Source organism: Mycolicibacterium sp. TUM20985, assembly GCF_030295745.1.
Taxonomy (GTDB): Bacteria; Actinomycetota; Actinomycetes; order Mycobacteriales; family Mycobacteriaceae; genus Mycobacterium.
In genome coordinates this window covers 6,024,197-6,047,854 of the sequence record NZ_AP027291.1, presented here as the reverse complement: position 1 = coordinate 6,047,854, position 23,658 = coordinate 6,024,197, and the positions used below count along the sequence as shown (strand labels likewise).

The following is a 23,658-nucleotide window of genomic DNA, read 5'->3' as shown; positions in this document are numbered from 1 at the left end:
CGTCACTGTGACACAACGACGCGCCCGGCTCGGCGCAACCGTCACTTAGAGGAGTAAAGCCCTTGTGCAGCAGCGTGTTTCGTCCGATCAGGCATTCGGCGTGATGCGCCACGGGCCGCACTCGTCACGGCCTCCTATCCTGAAGTGGTGGCACCCCTCGCCACGCCCCTCTGAAACGCGGAGAGACTAGTGTCAGCACGAATCACGCCGCTGCGGCTCGAAGGCTTCGAGCAGCTGCCCAAACATGCGCGGCGATGTGTGTTCTGGGAGGTCGATCCGTCCACCTTGCCGGGCGATGACCACCTCGCTGACCCAGAGTTCGAGAAGGAAGCCTGGCTGTCGATGGTCATGCTGGAGTGGGGATCGTGCGGACAGATGGCCGTGGCCTGCGAGCCGGAAGAAGCCGGCCTCACCACCGCGGCGCCCACCGGCGACGAGCCCTGTCTCGGATTCGCGTTCTATGCGCCGCCGCGGGCGGTCCCGCGCGCCACGCTCTTTCCGACCGGGCCCGTCAGTGCCGATGCCGTCTTGCTGACCACGGTCGGCGTCGAATCCAGCGATGATGGTGACGGGCTCACCCGGGCACTGCTGGCCGCCGTCATCGGGGACCTGGTGCGGCGCGGCGTGCGTGCGTTGGAGGCCTTCGGACGCACCGTCGAAGTGACCGAAATGGTTGCCTCACAGACGGTCTCGCCCGATCTACGATCCGTTATCGCAACCCTCGGCGACTGCTCGGTCGAGCAGTGCGTCATCGACGCCGACGTCCTCTCCGATGTCGGGTTCACGATCGTCGCACCACACCCCTACTTCCCCCGCCTGCGACTCGAACTCGAGCAGGGACTCGGGTGGAAGGCCGACGTCGAGGCCGCGCTCGAGAGGCTCCTGGTGAGTGCTCAACTTCAGCAGCCGGTGGGGGCAGGCGCCAGTCCCGTGTCGGTGAGGCGGTCAGCCCTGGACGGCGCGTCCGCCGGCCTGTTCGACCGACCGTTCGTGCGCGAGTAGTTCGGCGAAGGTGAACGTCCCCGTCGGACGGTCGTTCTTACCGAGCAGATAGAGCCGCTTCACGGCCGCGAGGATGCCCTCGGACAGGGAATCGCGGGCTTGCGGTGAGAGCAGCAGGTCGCGGTCGTGCGAGTTGGTGATGTAGCCGACGTCGACCTGCACCGTCGGCATTCGCGTGAGGCGCAACAGATCCCAGGTGCGGCCGTGGGTGCGACAGTCCCGTAAACCGGTCCTGGCCACCAACTCTCGCTGAATGAAGTCGGCAAGGTTGCGTCCGATGGTCGACACCGAACCGTGCGAGTTGCCGAAGTGGAAGGACGCAACGCCGTTGGCGGGGGAGTTCGGGAGGGAGGCACATCGCAGGCTGATCATGAGGTCGGCGCCGACGGTGTTGGCCGTCTCGGCGCGCTCGGCATCGGACAGACTGCGCCCCACCGGCCGGGACAAGAACGTCTCCATGCCGATGGCGGTCATCCGGCCCTCGAGCCGACTCGCCAGATCCCAGAGGATGTCCGCTTCGCTGATGGGTCCGTTCGGTCCGTTCATGATCGGCCCGTGGTCGTCGCCGCCACGGCCGGGATCGATGATGATCCGCTTACCGGACAAGCGCGGGCCTGAACGCCGAACGAGTTCCTCCTCGCGAATCGCGTGCAGTGAACCACCGGTCACCCGAGAACCGAGAAAGTACAAGGAGCGCAACGTCTCTGGGCCGCAGATGCCGTCCGGGTACAGACCGTACTCCCGCTGATAGGACATCAGGCCGTTGTGCGTCTGCAACCCGAAGTGTCCGTCGACCAGGTCGGTGTAGAAGCCGAGGTCCTGCAGGCGCGCCTGAAGGGTCGCTACGTCGTCGCCGTACATCGGCGCACCGAACTGGTGGGCCAACGTCCGGGCGCCCAGCCGGTAGGAGGCTTCCTTGAGCGCGCGATAGGTGGCTTCACCCACGACGCCGTCGACCAGCAGCCCGCGGTGTTGCTGAAACGCGCGGACGGCTTGGTCGAGGTCGTCGTCGAAAGCATCGAAGGCGACGTGCTTACCCGTGGTCAGGTCGTCGTCGGGGCCATCCAGCAACCCCAGCGCCGCCAGCGCCGACCGAATCTCGACGACCGGAACTCCCCGGTCGCCGCGGCGCAGACTAGACATGAACAGAATTGTCGCAGACGGAACCGATAATCCTGAAACCTCCAGGCCAGTCGGAACCCGTCGTCTCCGACCGTGGTCGGACCGTTAGACGTCGTCGGCCAGCTCGCGCAGCAGCGCGGCCTTGCCCTTCGTCCCAACGATGCGCTTCACCGGCTTGCCCTCCTTGAACAGGATCAATGTCGGGATCGACACGACCTGAAAGTCGCGGGCGGTGCCGGGGTTGGCATCCACGTCAAGCTTCGCGATGGTGAGCGTGCCGGCCTTCTCGGTGGCGATCTCCTCCAGCACGGGGGCGATCATCTTGCACGGGCCGCACCAGCTCGCCCAGAAGTCGACCAGCACGGGCGTGCTGCTGGACAGGACGTCGGTGGAGAACGAGTCGTCGGTGACGGCGACGGTGGCGCTGGTGGCTTCACTCATGTGGTGCTCCTCGGGTTAGGAATTGTCGGCTGCGGGTGGGTTGAGTTCCGGGTCGTCGCTGTCGGCCAGCCAACGCTCGGCGTCGATTGCCGCGGCACAGCCACTGCCTGCGGCGGTGATCGCCTGCCGGTAGGTGTGGTCGACGAGGTCACCGGCGGCGAACACGCCGTCGATCGACGTGCTGGTGGTGCGCCCCTCGACCGCGACGTAGCCGTCGTCGTCGAGAGCGACCTGGCCCTTGACCAGCGCCGAGCGCGGATCGTGGCCGATCGCAACGAATACACCCGTGACGGCCAGCTTCGACTCCTCGCCGGTGACGACGTCCTTCAAGCGCAGGCCCGTGACCTTGGGCTCGCCCTCCACCTCGGTGACCGCGGTGTTGGTGAGGAACGTGATCTTGGGGTTGGCCTTGGCACGTTCCAGCATGATCTTGGAGGCGCGGAACTCGTCGCGGCGGTGGATCAGGGTGACGGTGCGGGCGAACCGGGTGAGGAAGGTGGCCTCCTCCATCGCGGAGTCGCCGCCGCCGATGACGGCGATGTCCTGATCGCGGAAGAAGAAGCCGTCGCACGTCGCACAGGTGCTCACGCCGGTGCCGATGCGCTCCATCTCACCCGTCACGCCGAGCTGCCGGGCCGCGGCGCCCATCGCCAGGATGACCGCACGGGCGTGGAACGTCTCGTCACCGACGGTGACCGTCTTGACCGGGCCGTCGAGGGAGACGTCGTCGACGTCCTCCATGCGGAGATCGGCGCCAAATCGCATGGCCTGCTCGCGCATCTCCTCCATGAGGGCGGGGCCGGTGATGCCCTCCTTGAACCCGGGATAGTTCTCCACCTCGGTGGTGGTCATCAAGGCGCCGCCGAACTGCACACCCTCGAACACCAGCGGTTTGAGCTGGGCGCGTGCTGCATACACGGCTGCCGTGTAACCGGCCGGGCCGGAGCCGATGATGATCAGATCGTGGACGGTGTTCGTGGAAGTCATTTCCGCCTTTCTGCGTACGCGTATAACACCAGCGTAGGCGCGCATGTTCCACCCGCGCCTGCCGGATCAGTACCTCGGGCTGGGCCGGAGCGCCACGCCGATGCGGGCCGTCACCTCGGCCGGCACGTCACCGGCGGAGGCCGCATCGGAGCCGAGGTCGGCGACGTCCCGGCGGACGCGGTCGAGCGCCTCGAGCCGCCGCGCAACACCCGCGTCGGTGCGGGCCCGCGCACGGAGGCGGGCTGCCGTCTGATCGTCGAGGAGACCGGCCTGCAGGTCGGCGAGCAACTCGAGCGTCACGACGTCATCGGCCACGGGACCAGTCTGGCATCCGCCCTGAGCGGAATTCCTGGGAATCAGCTGTCGTTGTCGTCCTACGAGAGGATGCTTGGGTGTGTCGGCTGACACCCGTGCCCAGCCGAACCCACGAACGAGGCCCGCCATGCGCAACCTGCAACGACTACTCGTCATCGGCGTCTTCGGCATCTCCTCGGCAGCTGGGCTCGCGGCCGTGGAGACCGTGACGTCACCGCGGTCCGACGTCTCGGCCACCTGCGACATGAACATCGTTCCCTACGATCCGTATCACCAGACCTGTGGCATCCCGAATCGGATTCCGACGGCGCCCGGCCAGTCGCCGGGGGCGGGCGCCATCATCGCCTGCCGGAACATTCCGGGTTGCCTGTCCCAAGTGGTGAACGGTCCACAACTCGTCGCGGTGCCGCGACCGGACACCAGGGTGCGGCAGAGTCCTTAGGGCTCAACGGGTTTCACCCCGCACTATCGGTGCGGCGTCTTCGTAGTACTCCAACGTCTTGGCGAGTTTGGCTCGCGCTCGCGAACGGCGACTCTTGACCGTGCCCTCCGGAACGCCAAGCAGGCGGGCGGCCTCGGCGACCGAGTAGCCCTGCATGTCGACGGCCACCACCACGGCCCGTTGTTCGAGGGGCAGTCGCAACAACGCGCGCTCGATGACGAGCGTCGTGTCGACCCGTGGCGCCGGGTCGCCGAGATGCCAGACGTCGTCATCCAATGGGGCTGACGAATGAAATCTGTTGCGGCGCAGTCGATCGAGGCTGGCGTTGACCACGATCCGATACAGCCAACTGCCGACAGACGCGTCGTGCCGGAACGTCGCTGCGTTGCGGTGCGCCGACAGCATCGCGTCCTGCAGGGCATCCGCTGCGTCGTCCGGGTTGCGGCTGGTGATCACGGCGAGCCGGTAGAGCTGCCGGTGGTGGCGATAGAACAGCTCCTCGAAGGCGTACCGATCACCGGCGACGTGCGCGGCGAGCAGCTCGGCATCCGTCCGCTCTGGCTCGGCGATCCTCCGGGTGCTCCCCACATCCGAACACTAATCAACCCGGGACACCCCGCCCCGCACCTCTTTCTGCGACGGGTGGGGTCAGGAGGCGGGCTTGAGCGTGATGTTCGAGATCGCGGACTCGCTCTTGCCGTCGACGGTGCCGAGCGTGGTGATCCACACGAGCACGTACGACACCGGTTGCGGGTTGGTGACGGTGATGGTGTTCGACCCGGTCTTCATCGGCGTCGGCGGGCTCAGCTCGGTGGTGTCACCGAGGGTGGCCGGCGTCGCGGACTGCGCCGACCGGATCTGGATCGACGTGCCCGTGCTGTTCAGGTCGAGCGACACCGACGCGATCGCGGTGGGCTGCGGCAACTGCAGGATCAACCCGACGCCGTTCTTGAAGTTCGGGAACGGAACCGCGTCGCTGTAGGTATCGGTCTGCCAGGCCGTGGCCGGATTGTTGTCGATCGCGTTCTGTGCATCGGCGGGGTTGTCGGCTTCACCACCCGGCGAGAACACCGCTGCCCGAACGGGTTTCACGGTGCTCGCGGTCGAGTTGTCGCTGGTGCTGCTGGACGGTGCGTTGAGGCCCAGCTCGTCCTTGTCCAGCGGACCGCCGACGTCGCTGAACACGCCGCGTAGGACGGTCGCCAGCACGATGAGCGCCACGACGAGGATCGAACCGGCGACGGCGGCACCGATGAGCACCCCGCGCCGGCGGCGGGCCTTGGCCTCGGGTGCGTCGTCGTGGCCGCGTTCGTCCGGGGCGCGATGCTCGTCGATCGGTGCGATCAGCTCGGTGCGATCGGCCACGGCGGTGGCTTGCTGCAGCAGGTTGAGCAGGGTCGGCGCGGACCTAATGCCACCGTTCTCCTGGACCGCGCGGACGGCCGCCGCGGAGATCTGGAACGGGATGGACCGGTCCATCGCGCGGGGCTCGACCGGTTCGCCGGCAGCATCGACGGCGGCGGGTTCGATACCGCTGCGTACACCGGGCTCCGGCAGCGGCCACCGGTCGACCAACAGTGCGTACAGCGTCGCGCCGATACCGCGGATGTCGTCCTCGGGGGTGGCCGAAGGCAGCGTCGCGGGAAAGGCGAGGGCGACGTCACCCTCGACGCTGACCCGGACGCGGGCCGGGTGGTCGATCGACAGCGCCACCCCGGAACGGTGCGCGGCCTCCGCAGCGGCGGCCAGCGATTGGACGGCACGGGCGCCGCCGATCGCGGACGGGGCGGTTTCGGCGACCTCGGTCAGCGACCCGCCTCGAATCCACTCCGATACGACCAACCCACCCGAACCCGTTCTCGCGACGTCGAGTACGCGCGCGACGCCGGGCATGTGCAGGGAGCTCAAGCGCTTCGTCCGCGACAGGATCTCAGCCAACTCGTCATCCGGGAGGACGGCCTCGGGGTCGACGAAGGTCAGTGCCACCTGGCGGTCGAGGGTGGTGTCCATGGCGTGCCAGAACTGGAGATGCGGCGGACCGCCGTGGAACACCAGCAGGCGGTACCGGCCCCCGGCGATCGTCGCACCGGGGATGAGGTGGACGTCGTCGTCCGCGGTGGCGGCTTCGATGGCCGGCTCGTTCGGCATGCCGGCAGACATGGGTTCGCGCGTGGGGTCGCCGCCGTAGTCGGCGGGCGGGCGGCCCGAGGGCGGCAGGTGCGACTCGCTGGTCACGTCGGGACGAAAGTCGTCGGCGTTCTGCCGGGGGATGCGGGTGGTGGCACCCGCGTCGGGCGCAGATCCGCCTGCGGGGTCGTCGGTCACCGCTAATCCTCTCCGAAGCCCGGCTCCGGCACTTCCTGCCGGAGGTCCAGCGCTGCTGGCAACATCGTATTGACGCGACCGTAAGGGGGGCGAATCGCTCCGATCAGCGTACGTGAGCGGCGTACCCCCACGTGGTGGGTCGGGAACCCGAACCGGCGCCTCATTCTGCGGCGCCGGACCGCTACGACCTAGGCGCCGCCGGACCGCGCCCGCGGCGGCCAGCGCATCGGGAACGCGGGCCATCAGCAACACCGTCACGATGATCGGCAGCATGATGACCCCAAGGATCAGCAACCGCAGAATCGAGCCGGCGCCGCCGCCGCCTTCGGTGAGCGACTCCAGCCCCAGCAGGCGATCGGCGGCATGCGCGACCACCCCGGCGGCCAGGGAAGCGGCGATGGTGACGAGGATCGTTCGCACCACGTCCAGCCCGATGAGCCGGCCGCCGGGCGGCTTCAGGTTGGCGCGCAGCGCGAGGTGACCGACGACGGCCCCGGCGAGGAAGCCGAGACCGTTGGCGAGGCCGAGGTAGCCCGCGATCATCTCCGGGTCGTCGGTGACCATCGGTGTCGCCAGGGAGGCGACGACCTTGACCGCGGTGATGATGGCGATGAGCAGGATCGGGGTCCACGGCTGCTCCCGGGCGTAGAACACCCGCAGCTGAAGCAGCACCATCGAGTACGGGAGCAACGTGAACGCCGACAGCGTGATCGCCATGCCGAGATAACCGGCGTCCACGTCGCCGAAGTTGCCGTAGGCGAACAGCGCGCTGCCGATGGCGGGGCCTGCGACGGTCATGAACGCGACGACCGGGATGAGCGTCAGCAGGGTCAGCCGCGTCGCGAAGGAGAGGTCGGCGAGGACGGCGGGTTGATCGTCGGCGGCGGCGTTGCGCGACAGTCGCGGCATCACCACCGTCAGCACCGTCACGCCGATCATGCCGAACGGCAGCATGAGTACGAGCCAGGTGTAGTTGTAGATCGCCGGGCCGGAAGCGGCTGCGGTGCTGGCGATCTGGTTGCCGACGACCAGACCGGCCTGGCTGATCAGGACGTAGAGCACCATGGCGCCCGCCATCGTCCCGAACTTCTTGATCCTGGCGTCGAGGCCCCACAGCGGGCGCAGACTGACCCGCTCGCGCCGGATCGCGATGAAGAGCACGGCCGTCTGGGCGACGACACCGAGGGTGGTGCCGATACCAAGGACGAGCAGCTTGCCGTTGCCCATCTCCACCGGGTCCAGCGAGAGTTCGCCAGGCACGACGAGGTACAGGGCGAGCGTGCCGATCGCGACGACGTTGTTGACCACCGGCGCCCACGCGGGTGGTCCGAAGACGTTGCGCGTGTTGAGGATTGCCATGAACACCGACGACAGGCCGTAGAAGATGATCTGCGGCAGCAGCAGGTAGGCGAAGGCGGTGGTCAGCGACCGGTTGACCTGTGGATCGTCGCCGAGCATCAGGTGGACCAGAAGGGGCGCGGCCGCCACCGAGACGATGGTCGCAACGAGCAGCAGTGCCGTGGCCAGGGTCAGCAGCCGCCGCACGAACGCGGTGCCACCGTCGGCGTCGTCACGTTCGGCCCTGGCAAGCACCGGTACGAAGATCGCGGTGAACGTGGCCTCGAGCACCAGCGCGGCGATCATGTTCGGGAGCTGGTTGGCCACCGAGAACGAACTCGACAGCGCCGCACCGAGAATCGCGGCGAGCAGAACGATCCGGAAGAAGCCCGTGATGCGACTGACCAACGTGGCCAGGGCCATGCCCCACGATCGCGAGACCACCGCGGCGTCGGTGAGTTCGGGCTTGCCCGCGCGCCGACGCGGCGCCGGGTTCTGTGGGATCCGCTGAGGCGCTCGCGGGGGCACGCGGGCTGGCCGAGGGCCACGCGGGGACTGCGGCGCCGGGGGTGGTGGGCCCGGCGGCCGGATCGTGCTCACGGGTCGTCCGGGGAATGGGCGAGCGCGACGTCGAGGGGATCCGGGCGGGCCGCGCCGTCCCCACGTCGCCGGGGGCGGTCGAGGTCGGCACGGTCGGGTTGCCCGCGGAACCGGTGCCACAGCCGCCGACCGGCAAGCAAGACAAGGACCGCACCCGCGGACAGCGTGATGAAGAACAACACCTTGCCGTAGGCGTTGGAGTGCACCGACAGCCGCACGGGCTCGCCGAGGGGCAGCCCGTCAGTGGTCTGCAGGGTGACGTCCACGGCGACGCGCTGCGTGAAGTGGACCTCGATCGGCACGCGCAGGGGCAGGAAGCCGGGGGGCAGTTCGATCTCGCCCATGTCGCTGACCGTCATGCCCGGCGGCGCGTCGACGTCGAGCTTCACGCGGATCGGCACGGGAAGGTCGTTGCGCAGGGCCAGCGGAAGTGGACTGCGTTCGGTGGCCAGGGTGTAGGAGCCGCCGGGGTTGACGATCGTGACCGCGCGCAGAAGGTCACCGACGGTGTCGTCGACCACGCCCACCCGCTGGGCAGCGAGTCCGTTACGCGCATTCGGCGGCACCGACTGGCTCAGCGCCCGCAGCATGTCCTCCCGCAGGGGAGCGGTGTACTGCGTGCCGGTGAGGCCGGTCCGCGGGTCGACGGTCAACGCGGTCGTCAGACCCCACAGCCGCCCGGTGCCATTGGCGACGCTGGCGGTCACGCCGGCGTCGATGAACGCGCGCGGATTGCCGAGGGTGTCCGGCGGGAGCGGCTGGACGTCGGACGGCGCGACGGCGTCGCTCTCGGCGAGGACGGAACTGAGCGGACGCGGCACGGCCAGGCCGGAACGGATCGACGACGCCAGCGTGGAGAGAATCGACTGCGCCTCGTCGGGTGCCAGATTCCACGACAACGGCGGGACCAGGATCTCGGTGCGGGGCTCCACCTGCGGCCGCAGCGCCCGCCACAGCACGGCGGCCAGGGCGTCCTCGCGGCGCGCGATGGGCGAGTCGTGCGCGAGCGGTACCCCGAGCGACGGATCTAGATAGGACGGCGTGACGGGTAGCGTGCCCGCCCCGGCCAGCGCCGCGCCGACCGCCGGGTCGAACGGAGCGGCGACCACGTTGGCGTCGTACCGACGGGGCGCGAGGTCGACCGTTGAGGAGTCGCCCGCCGTCGCATCCTGGGCCACGGACTCGCCTGCCGCGATCGCGACCGTCGGCCCCTGCGCGGACAGCAGGCGCACCGCGGGTCCGGTCAGGGCGCCGTCCCCCACGATCGTGGCGCCGCGGGTCGAGGCGACGCCGAGGATCTGGTCGACGATGTCGGCCGCACCGGTGGTTGCGGTCGTCGACAAGCCGGGGTCGCCGACCCTGGCCAGCGCGCCGAGGTCGGCCTGCGCGTACACCGTCGGCGTCACGCACGAGCGCTGGGCCAGCGTCCTGAGCTTGCCGAGCCAGTTCACCGCCGCGTCCTGGCCGGTTCCGGGGTGCGTCGGGGAATTCAGCCCGCCCTCCGGGTCGTCGTTGACGACGTAGCCCGCCGTCATGGCGTTCACGGTGACCAGGAGGTCGGGGTCGACGGCCAGACACAGTGCGCCGCGGGTCTGTCCGTCGGGGTCGACCGCGGGACTGATCGCGAAGTCGACGGCCGACAGCAGTGTGTCGAGACGTCCGCCTGCCGCGAGTGACGTCGCCAGTTCGTCGTCGGTCAACCGGACCGGGGTGGTGCCGCCGGGCACCCCCGCCGCGAGCCGCGGCTTGTCCGCCAGCGGCCACAGCATCGTCACCCGCACGGGCCGCGAGGTATCGGGTGGCACGACGGCCGACACCGAGTCGTCGACCTGCATGGCGGGGTCGGCGGGAACGCCGAGGACGGGAAGCAGGAACCGCGCGTCGTCGAGGCGGGCGGGCGCCCCGTAGTCGGGGGTGCCGTTGACGTTGACGAGGGCGGGATAGATGCCCGGCTGATCGATGCGCAGCGACGGGAGTTCGGCAGAGCGCACCGGATAGGAGAGCACGAACGGCACGTGCTGTCCCTGCGCGAGTTCCGGTGCGACGGTGACGAAGTCGGCCACGGGCTGATACTGCTCGACACCACCGGTCAGGTCGGTGCGCAGCCCGGTCGACGAGGTGACGGCGGGCGCGTGCTCCAGGCGCACCACGATGTCGCGGACCGGCCGGTCGCCGACGTTGGTGACGGTGCCGGCGACGGTGACGATGGGCTCGCTGGTGGTGGTCACCGCGTCGGGGGTGATGGTCTCGATGTGCAGTTGCAGGAACGGCCGTTCGCCCGGCTCCCCGGCAGCGGCACGCGGAACCAGGGCGGGTACGACGATCAGCGTCACCAGCGCGACGACGGCCAACACGCGCGACCCGGCGATCCACGCCGGTTGGCGCCTCATGGGGCTTGGCCGCAGCCGTTCGCCCGCCGGCCGGGCTGCGGGCCCTTCGACTCGTCCGAGCGACGGTTGCGCGTGTGCGAGTGCGTCTGGGGGCGGCGGCGCGGTGAGCTGTGCGGAAGCGGGGGGAGTGCACCCGGGCCGTCGGTCTGCAGCTTGTCGATCAGCTCGCCGGCTACTGCGGCAAGCCGACGCTCGTCGGCGTAGGCCAGGCGGGACGGCAGGTCACCGAGCGGCACCCACGCCACTTCGGTCACCTCGACGTCTTCGTCGGACAACTCGCCGTCGAGGAATCTCATGAGGTAATGGTGCACGGTCTTGTGGACGCGGCGCCCCTCGGTCACGAACCAATAGTCGATGCTGCCCAGGGCGGCCAGCACGCTGCCCTGAATGCCGGTCTCCTCGGCGACCTCGCGGATGGCGGTCTGCTCGGCGGTCTCACCCTGTTCGATGTGTCCCTTGGGCAACGACCACAGCATCCGTCCGCGCCGGTCGACGCGGCCGATGAGGGCCGCCACCTGATCGTCCTTGGGGCCGTCGATACCGTCGATCACCAGCCCGCCCGCCGAGGTCTCGTGGACGGTCCGCAGCCGTTCGGCCGAGCGCCGGCCGGGACGCCCCTGGGCGCTCTTTGCCGCGTTGTCGACGTGATGCCCGGGTGTGGGTCCCGGAAGGGGTACGACGGGGGGCGTCGGTGGGCTCGGAGCGTCGGCTTCCGGCGGGCCGGCAGAGCGTCGGCCGCGGCGCCGTCCTCGGCGCCGTCTTGGTTTGGCATGTTCGCCCTCCGACACCCAAGCGATAGTAGCTGCCACTTGGTTTCAAGCTCCTACGCACTCGCCGTCGTGGTCGGCTTGTCGCCGGGTCGTTACGGACCCGTGAGCGCCCGCTAGGCTCACCGAACGTGCCAATCGATCCAGCTGCCAGCCCGCCTGACTCAGCCGAGTTGCTGACGGCGGCGAAGGCGCTGCAACAGCACACGCCGCTGCTGCGCGAGCTGGGTCAGTTGTTCGCTGAGGCCGGACACGAGCTGTACCTCGTCGGCGGCAGTGTGCGCGATGCGCTGTTGGACCGTCCGGTGAGCGATCTGGACTTCACCACCGACGCCCGCCCGGACCGGGTGCAGCAGGTGGTCCGCAGCTGGGCCGACGGGCTGTGGGACACCGGCATCGACTTCGGCACCATCGGCGTCGGCAAGGGTGTCGGCCCGGACACGGTGCGTCTGGAGATCACCACCTTCCGCGCGGACGCCTACGACCGGGTGACGCGGAACCCGGAGGTGCGCTTCGGGGACCGGCTCGACGACGACCTGGTCCGGCGCGACTTCACCGTCAACGCGATGGCAGTGCGGATCACGCGAGAGGGACTCGGCGAATTCCATGATCCCCTGGACGGTTTGGCGGCGATCCGCGATCGCATGCTCGACACGCCGTCGACACCGGAGGTGTCCTTCGGTGATGACCCGCTGCGAATGCTGAGGGCCGCCAGGTTCGTCTCGCAGCTGGGCTTCGGCGTCGCGCCGCGGGTGCGCGAGGCGATGACGCGGATGGCGGACGAACTCGGGCGCATCACCGTCGAGCGGGTCGCCGCCGAGTTGGACAAGACGATGCTGGGCGCCGACCCGGTCGCCGGCATCGACCTGATGGTGCAGACCGGCCTCGGGGACGTCGTGCTGCCGGAGGTGGGGGGCATGCGGATGGCCATCGACGAGCATCACCAGCACAAGGACGTCTACCAACATTCGCTGACGGTGTTGCGGCAGGCGATCGATCTGGAGGGTTCCGGAGGGCAGGAGCGCAGCGACTCGGGAAGCAAATCCGGAGGGCAGGACCCGGGAAGCGATGGCGGTCCCGATTTGGTGTTGCGGTGGGCGGCCCTGCTGCACGACATCGGCAAGCCGGCCACCCGCAAGCACGAAAGCGACGGCGGCGTCAGCTTCCACCACCACGAGGTCGTCGGCGCGAAGATGACCCGCAAGCGCATGCGGGCGCTGAAGTACTCCAATCACATGGTCGACGACGTGTCGCAGCTGGTGTATCTCCATCTGCGGTTCCACGGCTATGCCGACGCCGGCGGCACCGGCAAGTGGACCGACTCCGCGGTCCGGCGCTACGTCACCGATGCCGGGCCGCTGCTCGAACGGCTGCACAAGCTGGTGCGCGCGGACAGCACGACCCGCAACAAGCGTCGCGCCGCCCGCCTGCAGGCGAACTACGACGACCTCGAGAACCGGATCCGGGAACTGGCCGCCAAGGAGGACCTGCAGCGGGTCCGCCCGGATCTCGACGGCAACGAGATCATGAGGATCCTGGACATCCCGGCGGGCCCGCAGGTGGGCCAGGCGTGGAAGTACCTCAAGGAGTTGCGGCTGGACCGCGGGCCGCTCGAGCACGACGAGGCGGTCGAGGAACTTCGGAAGTGGTGGAACTCCCGGGAGTAGACCCGCGTCTTACATCCATGGACTACTGCCTGGGGGACGGTGACGGGTCGGCGACGATCTGGTCGGCCGAGATGAACGTGGACACCGACGATGACGGCGTGTTCGACGCGCTCGGTCTGGACTTCGACGGTGACGGCAGGCTCGATGATGCGATGGCCGACCTCGACGGCGATGGAACCGCCGACCACCTGCTACTCGATCTCGACGATGACGGCCGGGCGGAGGTGTCGTTCACCGACGATGGTTCGGGCACCTGGGCGCTCGGCGCCGACTCGGGTGGCCGGGCCGGGCAGCTTCGCTGGCTGGGCCTCGACGGCGTCGAGGTGACCGGCGGCCCAACGGTGGACTTCGACGGTGACGGTCAGGTGGACGACCGCCTGCTCGACGCCGACCGGGATGGCCTCGCGGATCGCGCGTTCGTCGGTGACGAGGCCTACGTCGACGTCGATGCCGACGGGCGCTGGGACGTGAAGCTGTCCGATGGTGACGGGGACGGCGCTGCCGACGCGGCCAGCCGGCTCTAGCTGCGCGACTTCGGCGCGCTGAGCCTCGCTCACCGCGGAGGAACGCGCCGAAATCACGCCTGGCGCCCGGTCCCCGGTGGCCCCGCGAACGCCTGCGCGATGGTCAGCCAGGTCGCCGCGTCCTCACCAACGGCGACCACGTCGAGCTCTGCGGGCGGGCGTCGCTGCGTCACCAGCAGGCAGAAATCCTGCGCCGAGCCCGTCACCCGCTGGCCCGCGTCGGCCGGCCCCCACGACCACGTCGAACGGTCGGGGGCACGCAACTGGACGAGGAAGGGCTCGGTGGGCACGGGTAAGCCATGAATCGTGAACGCGAAGTCCCTGGTGCGGACGCCGATGTGCGCGATCGAGCGCAGTCGCGCCGTCGCGGGCCGCTCGACGCCCAGCGCGTCGGCGACGTCCAGCCCGTGCGCCCAGGTCTCCATGAGCCGCGCGGTGGCCATCGAGGCAGCGCTCATCGGCGGCCCGAACCACGGCAGCCTGCGACCGTCGACGACACCGAGCAGCTCGTCGTGCAGGCGCGACCGCGTCCGCCGCCACTCCGCGAGCATCTCGGCGGGCGGGGTCGCGGCGAGTCGTTCGGCGCCGTCGTCGACGAAGCCGGTGGGGTTGGTCGACGCCTCGTCGACGATCGCGCGGAAGCCGGGTTCGTCGGTGACGGCGACGAGGGAGGCGCGGTCGGTCCACCACAGATGGGCGATCTGGTGGGCAATGGTCCACCCCGGCGCGGGTGTCGCGAGCCGCCAGCCCGCATCGTCGAGACCGGCGACCAGGTCGTCGAGCGCGTCACTCTCGGCGCGCAGGTCCGCGACGACTGCCTCGGCTCCGGCCATGGCGTCACCCTAGTCCGATGGCGTTGCACCCCTGCCGATCGCGGCGTGTGCCGCCAACCCGAGCAGGTACACCACGGACCCGGCGATCACCAGCCCCGGCGCGTAGCCGTCACCCGGGATGAGGGCCGCCGCGGCGCCGATCGCCGCGACGAACGACAACCAGAACACCGAATCCTGAACCGTGAACACGTGTCCGCGCATGGCGTCGTCGACGTCTATCTGCATGGCCGAGTCGGCGCACAACTTGACGACCTGGCCCGCTGCTCCGAGGAGGAACCCGCACGCGACCATCATCGGCAGGTACAGCCAGGCGGCACCCAGCTGGATGGCGGCCGCGAGAGCCAGTGCGCCGTTGGCGGTGCCGTAGCGGCCCCAGCGGCGCACCGCGGGCGGCGTGACGAAGTTGGCCAGGAATGAGCCCAGCCCCGTCGAGGCGACGAACACGACGGCTACGCCGAAGCCGCCGACGTCCATGCTCCCGGTGTGCCGGACGATGACGAGCACCAGGAGTGTGTTCACGCCGAAGACGATGCGATGGGCGGCCAGCCCCGCCAGGGTGGCGCCCACGGTGCGAACCCGCAGCACCGTCCGCACGCCGTAACCCCAGCCGGTGGCGACCACGTAGGCAACCGACCCGTGGACGGCCCGCTTGCTATCGTCGGGACCCAGGACGCGCGGCTCGAACCGGTAAGCGAGCCACAGGGCCAGCGCCACCGGAATGGCCACGATGAATATGACTGTGGCAGAACCGGAGTCACCGGTACCGACGAGCCAGCGCGGAACGAGCATGAAGTTGGCGCCGAGGAAGGTCGAGGCCGCACCGACGGCGGTGGCCACCGAGTTGAGCGTCACAACCTGGTCGCGGGGGACGACGTGCGGCAGCGCCGCGGACAGGCCCGACGACACGAATCGGTTGAAACCATTGACGATCAGCGCGCCGCACAGAATCGTCAGGTCGCTGGCGCCGATGGCGAGCAGGGTTGCCACGACGAGGATCAGGCCCAGTCTGGCCGAGGTGGCGACGATGAGGACCAGCCTGCGGTCCCACCGGTCCAGGAGTGCGCCCGCGAAGGGCCCGAGCAGCGAGTACGGCAGGAACAGCACCGCGAAGGCCCCCGCGATGGCCCACGGGCTGGCGGCCCGCTCCGGATTGAAGAGCAACGCCCCCGCGAGACCGCCCTGGAACAACCCGTCGCCGAAGAGGCTGACGGCGCGCAACTCGAGGAGTCGGCGGAACGCGGGCAGCGCGCGTACGGAACGCCAGACGGCCGTGCGGGGGTGAGGCTTGACCACGTTGATCCGATGCCGATTGAAGTGTCGAGCGTGCCGATGGGCTACCGAACCACCCTACAAAGATTCGCAAATCGACCCGCCTCGGCCGCGCCCGATCGCCACCGGATGTCCACGGCGGTGTCATGATGGACGGGTGGCGCAGTCAGAGGACCCGGAGGACCACTTCGCTCCTGCGACGCACCGGGTGCGAGCCGGAACGCTGCTGCTCGCCAACACCGATCTCATGGAGCCCACGTTCCGCCGCAGCGTCATCTACGTGGTGGAACACAACGACGGCGGCACCCTCGGCGTGGTGCTGAACCGGCCGAGTGAGACCGCGGTGTTCAACGTGTTGCCGCAGTGGACCAAGCTCGCCACCAAACCCAAGACGATGTTCGTCGGCGGCCCCGTGAAGCGGGACGCGGCGCTCTGCCTCGCGACGTTGCGCGCCGGTCTGCAGCCGGAGAACGTGCCGGGTCTGCGCCACGTGCAGGGGCGCATCGTGATGGTCGATCTCGACGCCGATCCAGACACCATCGCGCCTGCGGTCGAAGGGGTCCGCATCTACGCCGGGTACTCCGGGTGGACGATCGGCCAGCTCGAGGGCGAGATCGAACGTGACGACTGGATCGTGCTATCGGCGTTGCCGTCTGACGTGCTGGTCGAGCCGCGGGTTGATCTGTGGGCTCGGGTGCTGCGCCGGCAGCCGATGCCGTTGTCGCTCCTGGCCACCCACCCGATCGACGTCAGCCGGAACTAGCCGGTACGAAAAGCGTTCGGCCGCAGCGGAATTCAGCCGTCAGCGGCACGACAGGGTGCATGACGCGCACGCGCCCGCGCAGCCGGCGTCGACGGAGTTCGCGGCCTCCCGCCGAGCGACTGACTTGGCACTCTGATAGCAGCCCGCAGCCACGGTGCCCACCGCCCCGACGACGCAGGCGATCAGTGCCAACACCCCGGTCTGCGGTGGTGCGGCGAGGGCGACGACTCCGCCCGCCCCCAGCATCACCGCCGCTGCGAGTTGGGTCGGCACCACCGCCCGCAGGACCTGCTGCACCACGTCGGACGACTGCGGCCGGGCCATCGACCACGCACCGGCGGCGGCGGTCGCCACGGCGGCGCAGAGGCACAGCACGGCGGCAATCAACATGACCTCACAATACGAGGCCTGCCGGCTGCTCGCGGTTCGGGGCTAACTCGGCAAGCCGAGCGGCTGGGCGACCGCGGGAAGCGCCGCCGGTCCGGCGGGGGCCGGCGCTGCCGGCACTCCGGCCACGGCGGGCGCGGGCAGCGGCGGGGGCGCATCCGGAGAGCCGACCTTGAAACCGTTGACGACGGCGTCGGTCGCCGAGCCCGCGGCGACGGACACCTGGGCGCTGGTGGTGACCGACAGGGACACCAGGAAACGATCGGGTCCCGATGTCGCGATGGTGTGGCGCCGGGTGGTGTTCAGCGTCATGTTGTTCTGCCGGTAGGTGCCCTCGATGAACGCCGACGGCATGCCCCCGAAATTGGCGAGCGACCCGTTGGTGGCCCGCCAGGCCGGCAGCTGCTGCGTGTCGATGAGGCCGTGGCTGATGGCTTCGTTGGAGTCGAAGTCGCCGACCAACTTGTACACCTGAACGGCGGCGTTCGAGGTGTAGAGGCCGTCGCCGCCCACGCGGTCCGCGATCACCGCGAAGGCGTCGGGGACGTTGGGGTCGGGCACCTGGCTCCAGCCGGTGGGCATCGGCAGCACGATGGTCAGGGCCTTGAAGTCCGCGGCCTTCTGCGGTTCCATCGCGACGTTCTTCTCCTTGAAGAAGTCCACCAGGGTCCCGGACGTCGCGGGGACGATGGCGGCGACGGGCGCGACGGGGACCGCGGGAACGGCGGGCGCGGCGGGGCCGAGACCGACAGCCTGCGGGGTGGCTACGAGGTCGCCGGGGCCGATCGCGGCGGCCGCGGGCACTCCGGCCTGCACGGTCACGGTTTGCGTCACCGTCGCCGGGGCCGGCACGGCGGGTAGCGGAAGGGTGGGCTCAGCGGACGCGGTGGTGCCGGCGAGACCGAGGACGCACGCCGTTCCTGCGGCGAACCCTCCTGCCAGAAGTCCCCAACGACGGGCATTCTCGAACATCTAACGTCCGTCCTTCCGGATCATGCGGTCTGGCCTCGGACGGGTGCCCGTGGCCAGGCGCCGACTGTATCCACGCGGCGGCGCCCGCCTCTACGTCTGGGATCGACCTGCAACCATGCCCTGACCCCCCCGCAACGGAACCGATACCAACCCGTTGCCCGGGACCTGCAGTGCGGGTCCGACGTGCGGCGTTGACTACCCTGTTCACGTGATTGATGCGGAAGGCGGCGCGGACGCCTCGGGGACCCCGCAGCACCGCTACGACGCGGCGCTCGCCGAGGAGATCGAACGCACGTGGCAGGAGACGTGGGCTCGGCTCGGGACGTTCCACGTGCCCAACCCGGTCGGGTCGCTTGCGCCGTCCGACGGTGCGCCGGTGCCTGCGGACAAGATGTTCGTCCAGGACATGTTCCCCTACCCGTCCGGTGAGGGTCTGCACGTCGGTCATCCGCTCGGGTACATCGCCACCGACGTGTACGCGCGCTACTTTCGGATGACGGGTCGTAATGTCCTGCACACGTTGGGGTTCGATGCGTTCGGCCTGCCCGCCGAGCAGTACGCCGTCCAGACGGGCACGCATCCGCGGACCCGTACCGAGGCCAACATCGTCAACTTCCGTCGTCAGCTCGGCCGGCTCGGCCTGGGCCACGATGCCCGGCGCAGCTTCGCCACCACCGACACCGACTTCTACAAGTGGACGCAGTGGATCTTCCTGCAGATCCTCGACTCCTGGTTCGACGTGGCGGCCAACAAGGCCAGGCCCATCAGCGAACTCATCGCCGAGTTCGAGTCGGGGGTTCGCACGCCGGACTCCGGTGGTGACTGGGCGACGATGACGCCGGGGGAGCGCGCAGACGTCGTCGACTCCCATCGGTTGGTGTATCGCGCCGACTCGGTGGTGAACTGGTGTCCCGGGCTGGGCACGGTGCTGGCCAACGAAGAGGTGACCTCCGACGGCCGCAGCGACCGCGGCAACTTCCCGGTGTTCCGGAAGCGCTTGCGGCAGTGGATGATGCGCATCACCGCCTACTCCGACCGGCTGCTCGACGACCTCGACGACCTGGACTGGCCGGACAAGGTCAAGGCGATGCAGCGCAACTGGATCGGTCGGTCGACCGGTGCCGAGGTCCGGTTCGCCACCGAGGCGGGGGACATCGAGGTCTTCACCACCAGGCCCGACACGCTGTTCGGGGCGACGTACATGGTGTTGGCGCCCGAGCACGGTCTGGTCGACGCGCTGGTCACCCCGGCGTGGCCCGAGGGCACCGACGACCGCTGGACGTTCGGTGCGGCGACACCGGCGGAGGCCGTGGCGACCTACCGCGCAGCCGTGGCGGCCAAGAGCGACCTGGAGCGCCAGGAGAACAAGTCCAAGACGGGCGTGTTCACCGGCGCGTATGCCACGAATCCCGTTGATGGAAAACGAGTTCCGGTGTTCATCGCGGACTACGTGCTGGCCGGCTACGGTACCGGCGCCATCATGGCGGTGCCGGGGCACGATCCACGCGACTGGGAGTTCGCCACGGCGTTCGGGCTGCCGATCGTCGAGGTCATCTCGCGGCGGGCTGGAGCGGAGCGACCCGGGGATCAACCCGGCGGTGACGTCTCGGCGGGCGCCTACACCGGTGACGGTGAGCTGGTGAACTCCGGCTACCTCGACGGGTTGAGCGTCGAGTCGGCCAAGGAGGCGGTGACCGCGCATCTGGTCGCCGACGGTCGTGGCCGGGCCCGCGTGGAGTACAAGCTGCGCGACTGGCTGTTCGCCCGCCAGCGGTACTGGGGTGAACCGTTCCCGATCGTGTACGACGCCGATGGCCGCGCCCACGGTCTTCCGGAATCGGCGCTACCCGTCGAGCTGCCCGACATCCCAAACTACGCGCCGGTGCAGTTCGATCCCGACGACGCCGACAGTGAACCGTCGCCCCCGCTCGGGAAGGCGACCGAGTGGGTGCACGTCGACCTCGATCTCGGCGACGGGATTCAGCCCTACACCCGCGACACCAACGTGATGCCGCAGTGGGCGGGCAGCTCCTGGTACGAGCTGCGCTACGCCGACCCGCACAACTCACAGGAGTTCTGCGCCAAGGAGAACGAGGCGTATTGGATGGGGCCGCGCCCCGCCGAGCACGGCCCGTCGGACCCCGGCGGTGTCGACCTCTACGTCGGCGGCGTCGAGCACGCCGTGCTGCACCTGCTGTACTCCAGGTTCTGGCACAAGGTGCTCTACGACCTGGGTCACGTGAGCTCCCGCGAGCCGTACCGGCGACTGGTCAACCAGGGGTACATCCAGGCGTTCGCCTACACCGATTCACGCGGAACCTACGTTCCCGCAGCCGAAGTCGTCGAGCGCGATGGCAAGTTCCATTGGCCGGGGCCGGACGGTGAGATCGAGGTCAACCGCGAGTTCGGCAAGATCGGCAAGAGCCTGAAGAACTCAGTGTCGCCCGACGAGATCTGCGAGGAGTACGGCGCCGACACCCTGCGGGTCTACGAGATGTCGATGGGCCCACTCGAGGCGTCGCGGCCGTGGGCCACCAAGGACGTCGTCGGGGCCTACCGCTTCCTGCAACGGGTGTGGCGCGTCGTCGTCGACGAGACCACCGGCGCCGAGAAGGTCGCCGACCACGAAGCGCTGACCGAGGCGACGCTGCGGCTGCTGAACAAGACGATCGCCGGAGTCGCGGAAGACTATGCGGGACTTCGCAACAACACCGCCGCCGCCAAGCTGATCGAGTACACCAACCACTTGACCAAGGAGGACGTCACCGCGCGCGCCGCGGTCGAGCCCCTGGTGCTGATGGTTGCGCCGCTGGCGCCGCACCTGGCCGAGGAGCTGTGGCGGCGGCTCGGTCACGACACGTCACTCGCTCACGGACCCTTCCCGACGGCCGACCCCGCGTACTTGGTGGAGGACACCGTCGAGTACCCCGTTCAGGTCAACGGCAAGGTGCGTGGCCGCGTCACGGTCGCGGCGGACGCCACCGCCGACGCGGTGGAGACAGCCGCGCTGGCCGACGAGAAGGTGGTGGCGTTCATGGCGGGTGCGACGCCGAAGAAGGTCATCGTCGTCGCGGGCAAGCTGGTCAACGTCGTCATCTAGGCGATTTCGGCGCGAAAACGTTCGCTCAGCGACTGTTTGCGCGCCGAAATCACGACGGGAGGGGTGGCGGGGTTCGGCGGGAGCCAGTCGCCTCCACTGCCGCGGCGTAGCGAAGCAGCGCCACGTCGTCGTAGGCCCGGCCCGCGATCGTCAGACCCACCGGCATGCCGATGTCGGCCATCGTGCCCATCGGCACCGTGACAGTCGGGATACCGAGATGGCGAATTGCCAAGTTGCCGTTGGCGACCCACACGCCGTTGCGCCAGCCGAGGTCTGCCGACGCCACGTCGACGTCCATGTTGGCGGGCCCGACGTCGGCGACCGCCGGGAAGATCACGGCGTCGAGTCCCAGCCCGGCCATCCACTCCTCGAGGTCGAGTTGGCGGGTGCGCTCGAGGGCGTGCACGCCCGCGGGGAGGTTCGGGATGGCGAGGAACGAGTCGATGGGGTTGGTCCTGAGAAACGCGGGATAGTCGGCGATGTCATCGTCGAAGCCGTCGTACCGGTCGGGCAGGGCGCCGGGCGGGGTGGGGAAGATGCGTTCACCATCGACGTCGGCGAGTCGGTTGAGGGCGGGATCGCCATTGGCGGCGAGGAAGTCGTCCCAGGCCCACGCCGACAGGTCGACGATCTCGCGCCGCAGGTATTCGGGGCTGACCAACCCCCGGGTGGCGATCGTCGGTGCTCCCGCCCGGTCACCCTCGTAATTGCTGACGACGGGGAAGTCGGCGTCGACCACTTCGGCCCCCGCGGCGACCAGATCGCGTCGCACCGCGTCGAACAGGTCGATTACCGACGGCCGGGTGTCGATGCGCCTGCCGGTCGGCCCGCCGATGCCCGTCGCTCCGACACCCGCCTCGGGATCGCCGTTGACGTACATCCGCGGCACACCGAAACGCTTGCCCACCAAAACATCTCGGGATCCAGCCAGTGCCGGGTAGGAAGCCGGTCGCACCTCGTCGATACGTGGCATCCGCACCCACGGCTGCAGGCGCCAGAAGTCACCGCGCGCGTCGGGATCCTCGGCGACGAGGACGTCGAGCACCTCCAGCAGGTCGGCCATCGTGCGGGTGTGCGGCACCACGACGTCCATCGTCGGTACCAGCGGCCACCCTCCACGCGTCGAGATCACGCCGCGGGAAGGGGTGTACGCGCACAGAGCATTGTTCGACGCGGGGCCACGTCCCGAGGACCAGGTCTCCTCGCCGATCCCGAAGGCGCACAACGACGACGCGGTCGCCGTGCCGGAACCGTTGGATGAGCCGGAGGCGAATGGTGCGGTGAGATACGCTGCGTTGTAGGGACTTTCGGCCCGGCCGTAGACTCCGCGCTGCATGCCGCCGTTGGCCATCGGCGGCATGTTGGTCAGGCCGATCAGGATCGCGCCTGACGCACGCAGGCGCTCGACGACGAACGAGTCACGTTGGGCCACCAAGTCCGCGAACGCCGGGCTGCCCGCGGCCACGGTGAGCCCACGCGCCTGGTAACTGTCCTTGACCGTGTACGGGATGCCGTCCAGCGGTCCGTGCGGGCAGCCCGCAGCCCGACGCGCGTCGGACGTCGCCGCGTCGGTCCGAGCCTCCGGATTGGTCACGACGATGGCGTTCAGAGCGCCGTCGAAGGCGGCGATGCGGGCCAGGTACGACTCGAGCAACCCCACCGCGGTGGCGCGGCCGGTCTCCAGGGCGGAGCGCAGGTCGGCGATCGTCGCCTCGTGGACCTCGACGGGGATCACCGCTACCTCGGCCGGACCAGGATCTGGTGGACGTGGGCGTCGGGCGGGGAGTTGACAGCCTGCGCGACGACGGCTGCCACCGTGTGCGCCGACAGGAACTGCTCGGCCACGTACTCGCGTTCCTCGTAGGCGATCAGATCGCGTTGCATCTCGGTGTCGATCCGTCCCGGGTGCACCGACGTCACGCGCAGGGTGGGCTCGTCGGCGCGCAGCGAGTCCGCGAACGACCGCAGCGCGAACTTGCTCGCGGAGTAGGACGCCAGACCCGGGGACGCGTTGATCCCGGCGCCCGAGTTGATGAAGATCACCTGGCCGCGCGCGCTGCGCAGCGCGGGAAGCAACGCCAGCGTCAGCGCGACCGCGCCGACGACGTTCACCTCGAAGGTCGCCCGCCACTCGTCGGCGCTGGACTCGGCGACCCGGCCCGGATAGGAGACCCCGGCGTTGTGGATCAGCACGTCGAGATCGGTCAGCACTTCGGCCGCGGATTCCAGGGATTCGGTGTCGGCGAGGTCGAGTGGCCAGGTCGGAGCGCCGAGACGCGCGGCAAGGGCGTCGAGGCGGTCCGACGGGCGCCCCGCCAGGAGCAGGGTATGGGTGGGAGCCAGGGCGTCGGCGATGGCTACGCCAAGCCCGCCAGCAGCACCCGTGATCATCGCGGTAGGCACCCGAGGAACCC

At 69.4% G+C, this 23,658-nt stretch carries 20 protein-coding genes; 6 read left to right on the top strand and 14 right to left on the bottom strand.

The features are described 5' to 3' along the window. The first annotated feature begins 189 nt into the window (after positions 1 to 189). Positions 190 to 1,002: an acetyltransferase gene (locus QUE68_RS29400; protein ID WP_284230519.1), complete on the top strand. Its 813-nt coding sequence runs from the start codon at positions 190 to 192 to the stop codon at positions 1,000 to 1,002. Here QUE68_RS29400 and QUE68_RS29395 read toward each other — a convergent pair. From QUE68_RS29395 to QUE68_RS29380, 4 genes are all read right to left on the bottom strand, one after another. After that, positions 946 to 2,145 (bottom strand): N-acetylmuramoyl-L-alanine amidase, encoded by a 1,200-nt coding sequence (locus QUE68_RS29395; protein WP_284230517.1) that lies wholly within the window; start codon positions 2,143 to 2,145, stop codon positions 946 to 948. The genes QUE68_RS29400 and QUE68_RS29395 overlap by 57 nt on opposite strands. Before the next feature lie 84 nt (positions 2,146 to 2,229). Further along, positions 2,230 to 2,565 carry a thioredoxin gene (gene trxA / locus QUE68_RS29390; protein WP_284230515.1) on the bottom strand — a complete coding sequence of 112 codons (336 nt, stop codon included), beginning with the start codon at positions 2,563 to 2,565 and terminating at the stop codon, positions 2,230 to 2,232. Between the two features lie 15 nt (positions 2,566 to 2,580). Beyond that, complete coding sequence (gene trxB / locus QUE68_RS29385; protein ID WP_284230513.1) at positions 2,581 to 3,552, bottom strand: thioredoxin-disulfide reductase; 972 nt, start codon at positions 3,550 to 3,552, stop codon at positions 2,581 to 2,583. Positions 3,553 to 3,618: 66 nt separating this feature from the next. Next, a complete protein-coding gene (locus QUE68_RS29380) occupies positions 3,619 to 3,867 on the bottom strand; it encodes a hypothetical protein (RefSeq protein ID WP_284230511.1) in 249 nt (82 codons plus the stop codon). 127 nt (positions 3,868 to 3,994) lie between these two features. Between QUE68_RS29380 and QUE68_RS29375 the strand changes: the two genes are divergently transcribed. After that, on the top strand, positions 3,995 to 4,309 hold the full coding sequence (locus QUE68_RS29375) for a hypothetical protein (RefSeq protein WP_284230510.1): 315 nt from the start codon (positions 3,995 to 3,997) through the stop codon (positions 4,307 to 4,309). A gap of 3 nt (positions 4,310 to 4,312) precedes the next feature. Here the strand turns inward: QUE68_RS29375 and sigM are convergent, their stop codons facing one another. The 4 genes from sigM to QUE68_RS29355 are packed head-to-tail and all read right to left on the bottom strand — an operon-like array spanning position 4,313 to position 11,750. Further along, positions 4,313 to 4,897 (bottom strand): RNA polymerase sigma factor SigM, encoded by a 585-nt coding sequence (gene sigM, locus QUE68_RS29370; RefSeq protein ID WP_286274949.1) that lies wholly within the window; start codon positions 4,895 to 4,897, stop codon positions 4,313 to 4,315. Between the two features lie 60 nt (positions 4,898 to 4,957). After that, complete coding sequence (gene murJ, locus QUE68_RS29365; RefSeq protein ID WP_455012720.1) at positions 4,958 to 8,572, bottom strand: murein biosynthesis integral membrane protein MurJ; 3,615 nt, start codon at positions 8,570 to 8,572, stop codon at positions 4,958 to 4,960. After that, positions 8,569 to 10,962 (bottom strand): DUF6049 family protein, encoded by a 2,394-nt coding sequence (locus QUE68_RS29360; RefSeq protein WP_286274948.1) that lies wholly within the window; start codon positions 10,960 to 10,962, stop codon positions 8,569 to 8,571. The genes murJ and QUE68_RS29360 overlap by 4 nt, the downstream gene beginning before the upstream one ends. Beyond that, entirely contained in the window at positions 10,959 to 11,750 is a 792-nt protein-coding gene (locus QUE68_RS29355; protein WP_286274947.1) for an NUDIX hydrolase, read from the bottom strand. Before QUE68_RS29355 ends, QUE68_RS29360 begins: the two co-directional genes overlap by 4 nt. Positions 11,751 to 11,860: 110 nt before the next feature. Here QUE68_RS29355 and QUE68_RS29350 point away from each other — a divergent pair, with 110 nt between their 5' ends. Together QUE68_RS29350 and QUE68_RS29345 are read left to right on the top strand one after the other, a co-directional pair. Next, a complete protein-coding gene (locus QUE68_RS29350) occupies positions 11,861 to 13,396 on the top strand; it encodes a CCA tRNA nucleotidyltransferase (protein ID WP_286274946.1) in 1,536 nt (511 codons plus the stop codon). A gap of 17 nt (positions 13,397 to 13,413) precedes the next feature. After that, complete coding sequence (locus tag QUE68_RS29345; RefSeq protein WP_286274945.1) at positions 13,414 to 13,920, top strand: pullulanase; 507 nt, start codon at positions 13,414 to 13,416, stop codon at positions 13,918 to 13,920. A gap of 53 nt (positions 13,921 to 13,973) precedes the next feature. Here the strand turns inward: QUE68_RS29345 and QUE68_RS29340 are convergent, their stop codons facing one another. Together QUE68_RS29340 and QUE68_RS29335 are read right to left on the bottom strand one after the other, a co-directional pair. Next, a complete protein-coding gene (locus tag QUE68_RS29340) occupies positions 13,974 to 14,753 on the bottom strand; it encodes a TIGR03084 family metal-binding protein (RefSeq protein ID WP_286274944.1) in 780 nt (259 codons plus the stop codon). Between the two features lie 9 nt (positions 14,754 to 14,762). Further along, entirely contained in the window at positions 14,763 to 16,046 is a 1,284-nt protein-coding gene (locus tag QUE68_RS29335) for an MFS transporter (protein WP_286274943.1), read from the bottom strand. A gap of 133 nt (positions 16,047 to 16,179) precedes the next feature. On the opposite strand from QUE68_RS29335, the gene QUE68_RS29330 reads away from it, so the two are divergent. Beyond that, complete coding sequence (locus QUE68_RS29330) at positions 16,180 to 16,785, top strand: YqgE/AlgH family protein (RefSeq protein ID WP_286274942.1); 606 nt, start codon at positions 16,180 to 16,182, stop codon at positions 16,783 to 16,785. Between the two features lie 39 nt (positions 16,786 to 16,824). Here QUE68_RS29330 and QUE68_RS29325 read toward each other — a convergent pair whose 3' ends face one another. Next, positions 16,825 to 17,175 carry a hypothetical protein gene (locus QUE68_RS29325; RefSeq protein ID WP_286274941.1) on the bottom strand — a complete coding sequence of 117 codons (351 nt, stop codon included), beginning with the start codon at positions 17,173 to 17,175 and terminating at the stop codon, positions 16,825 to 16,827. 42 nt (positions 17,176 to 17,217) lie between these two features. Next, entirely contained in the window at positions 17,218 to 18,144 is a 927-nt protein-coding gene (locus QUE68_RS29320) for an LpqN/LpqT family lipoprotein (RefSeq protein WP_286274940.1), read from the bottom strand. Between the two features lie 208 nt (positions 18,145 to 18,352). On the opposite strand from QUE68_RS29320, the gene leuS reads away from it, so the two are divergent. Beyond that, the gene (gene leuS, locus QUE68_RS29315) at positions 18,353 to 21,244 is read left to right on the top strand and encodes a leucine--tRNA ligase (RefSeq protein WP_286274939.1); all 2,892 of its coding nucleotides are present in this window, start codon (positions 18,353 to 18,355) and stop codon (positions 21,242 to 21,244) included. Positions 21,245 to 21,293: 49 nt separating this feature from the next. Here the strand turns inward: leuS and QUE68_RS29310 are convergent, their stop codons facing one another. Then, a complete protein-coding gene (locus QUE68_RS29310; protein ID WP_286274938.1) occupies positions 21,294 to 22,979 on the bottom strand; it encodes an amidase in 1,686 nt (561 codons plus the stop codon). 2 nt (positions 22,980 to 22,981) lie between these two features. Continuing rightward, positions 22,982 to 23,647, bottom strand: coding sequence for an SDR family oxidoreductase (locus tag QUE68_RS29305; RefSeq protein WP_284234611.1), 666 nt, complete (start codon positions 23,645 to 23,647; stop codon positions 22,982 to 22,984). Between the last annotated feature and the right edge of the window lie 11 nt (positions 23,648 to 23,658).

What these genes read in the sequence shown, in the direction of transcription:
- QUE68_RS29395 (WP_284230517.1), bottom strand. Translation starts at nt 2,145, where the DNA reads ATGTCTAGTCTGCGCCGCGGCGACCGGGGAGTTCCGGTCGTCGAGATT.
- QUE68_RS29375 (WP_284230510.1), top strand. Translation starts at nt 3,995, where the DNA reads ATGCGCAACCTGCAACGACTACTCGTCATCGGCGTCTTCGGCATCTCC.
- trxA (WP_284230515.1), bottom strand. Translation starts at nt 2,565, where the DNA reads ATGAGTGAAGCCACCAGCGCCACCGTCGCCGTCACCGACGACTCGTTC.
- trxB (WP_284230513.1), bottom strand. Translation starts at nt 3,552, where the DNA reads ATGACTTCCACGAACACCGTCCACGATCTGATCATCATCGGCTCCGGC.
- QUE68_RS29360 (WP_286274948.1), bottom strand. Translation starts at nt 10,962, where the DNA reads ATGAGGCGCCAACCGGCGTGGATCGCCGGGTCGCGCGTGTTGGCCGTC.
- QUE68_RS29320 (WP_286274940.1), bottom strand. Translation starts at nt 18,144, where the DNA reads ATGTTCGAGAATGCCCGTCGTTGGGGACTTCTGGCAGGAGGGTTCGCC.
- QUE68_RS29325 (WP_286274941.1), bottom strand. Translation starts at nt 17,175, where the DNA reads ATGTTGATTGCCGCCGTGCTGTGCCTCTGCGCCGCCGTGGCGACCGCC.
- QUE68_RS29345 (WP_286274945.1), top strand. Translation starts at nt 13,414, where the DNA reads ATGGACTACTGCCTGGGGGACGGTGACGGGTCGGCGACGATCTGGTCG.
- QUE68_RS29340 (WP_286274944.1), bottom strand. Translation starts at nt 14,753, where the DNA reads ATGGCCGGAGCCGAGGCAGTCGTCGCGGACCTGCGCGCCGAGAGTGAC.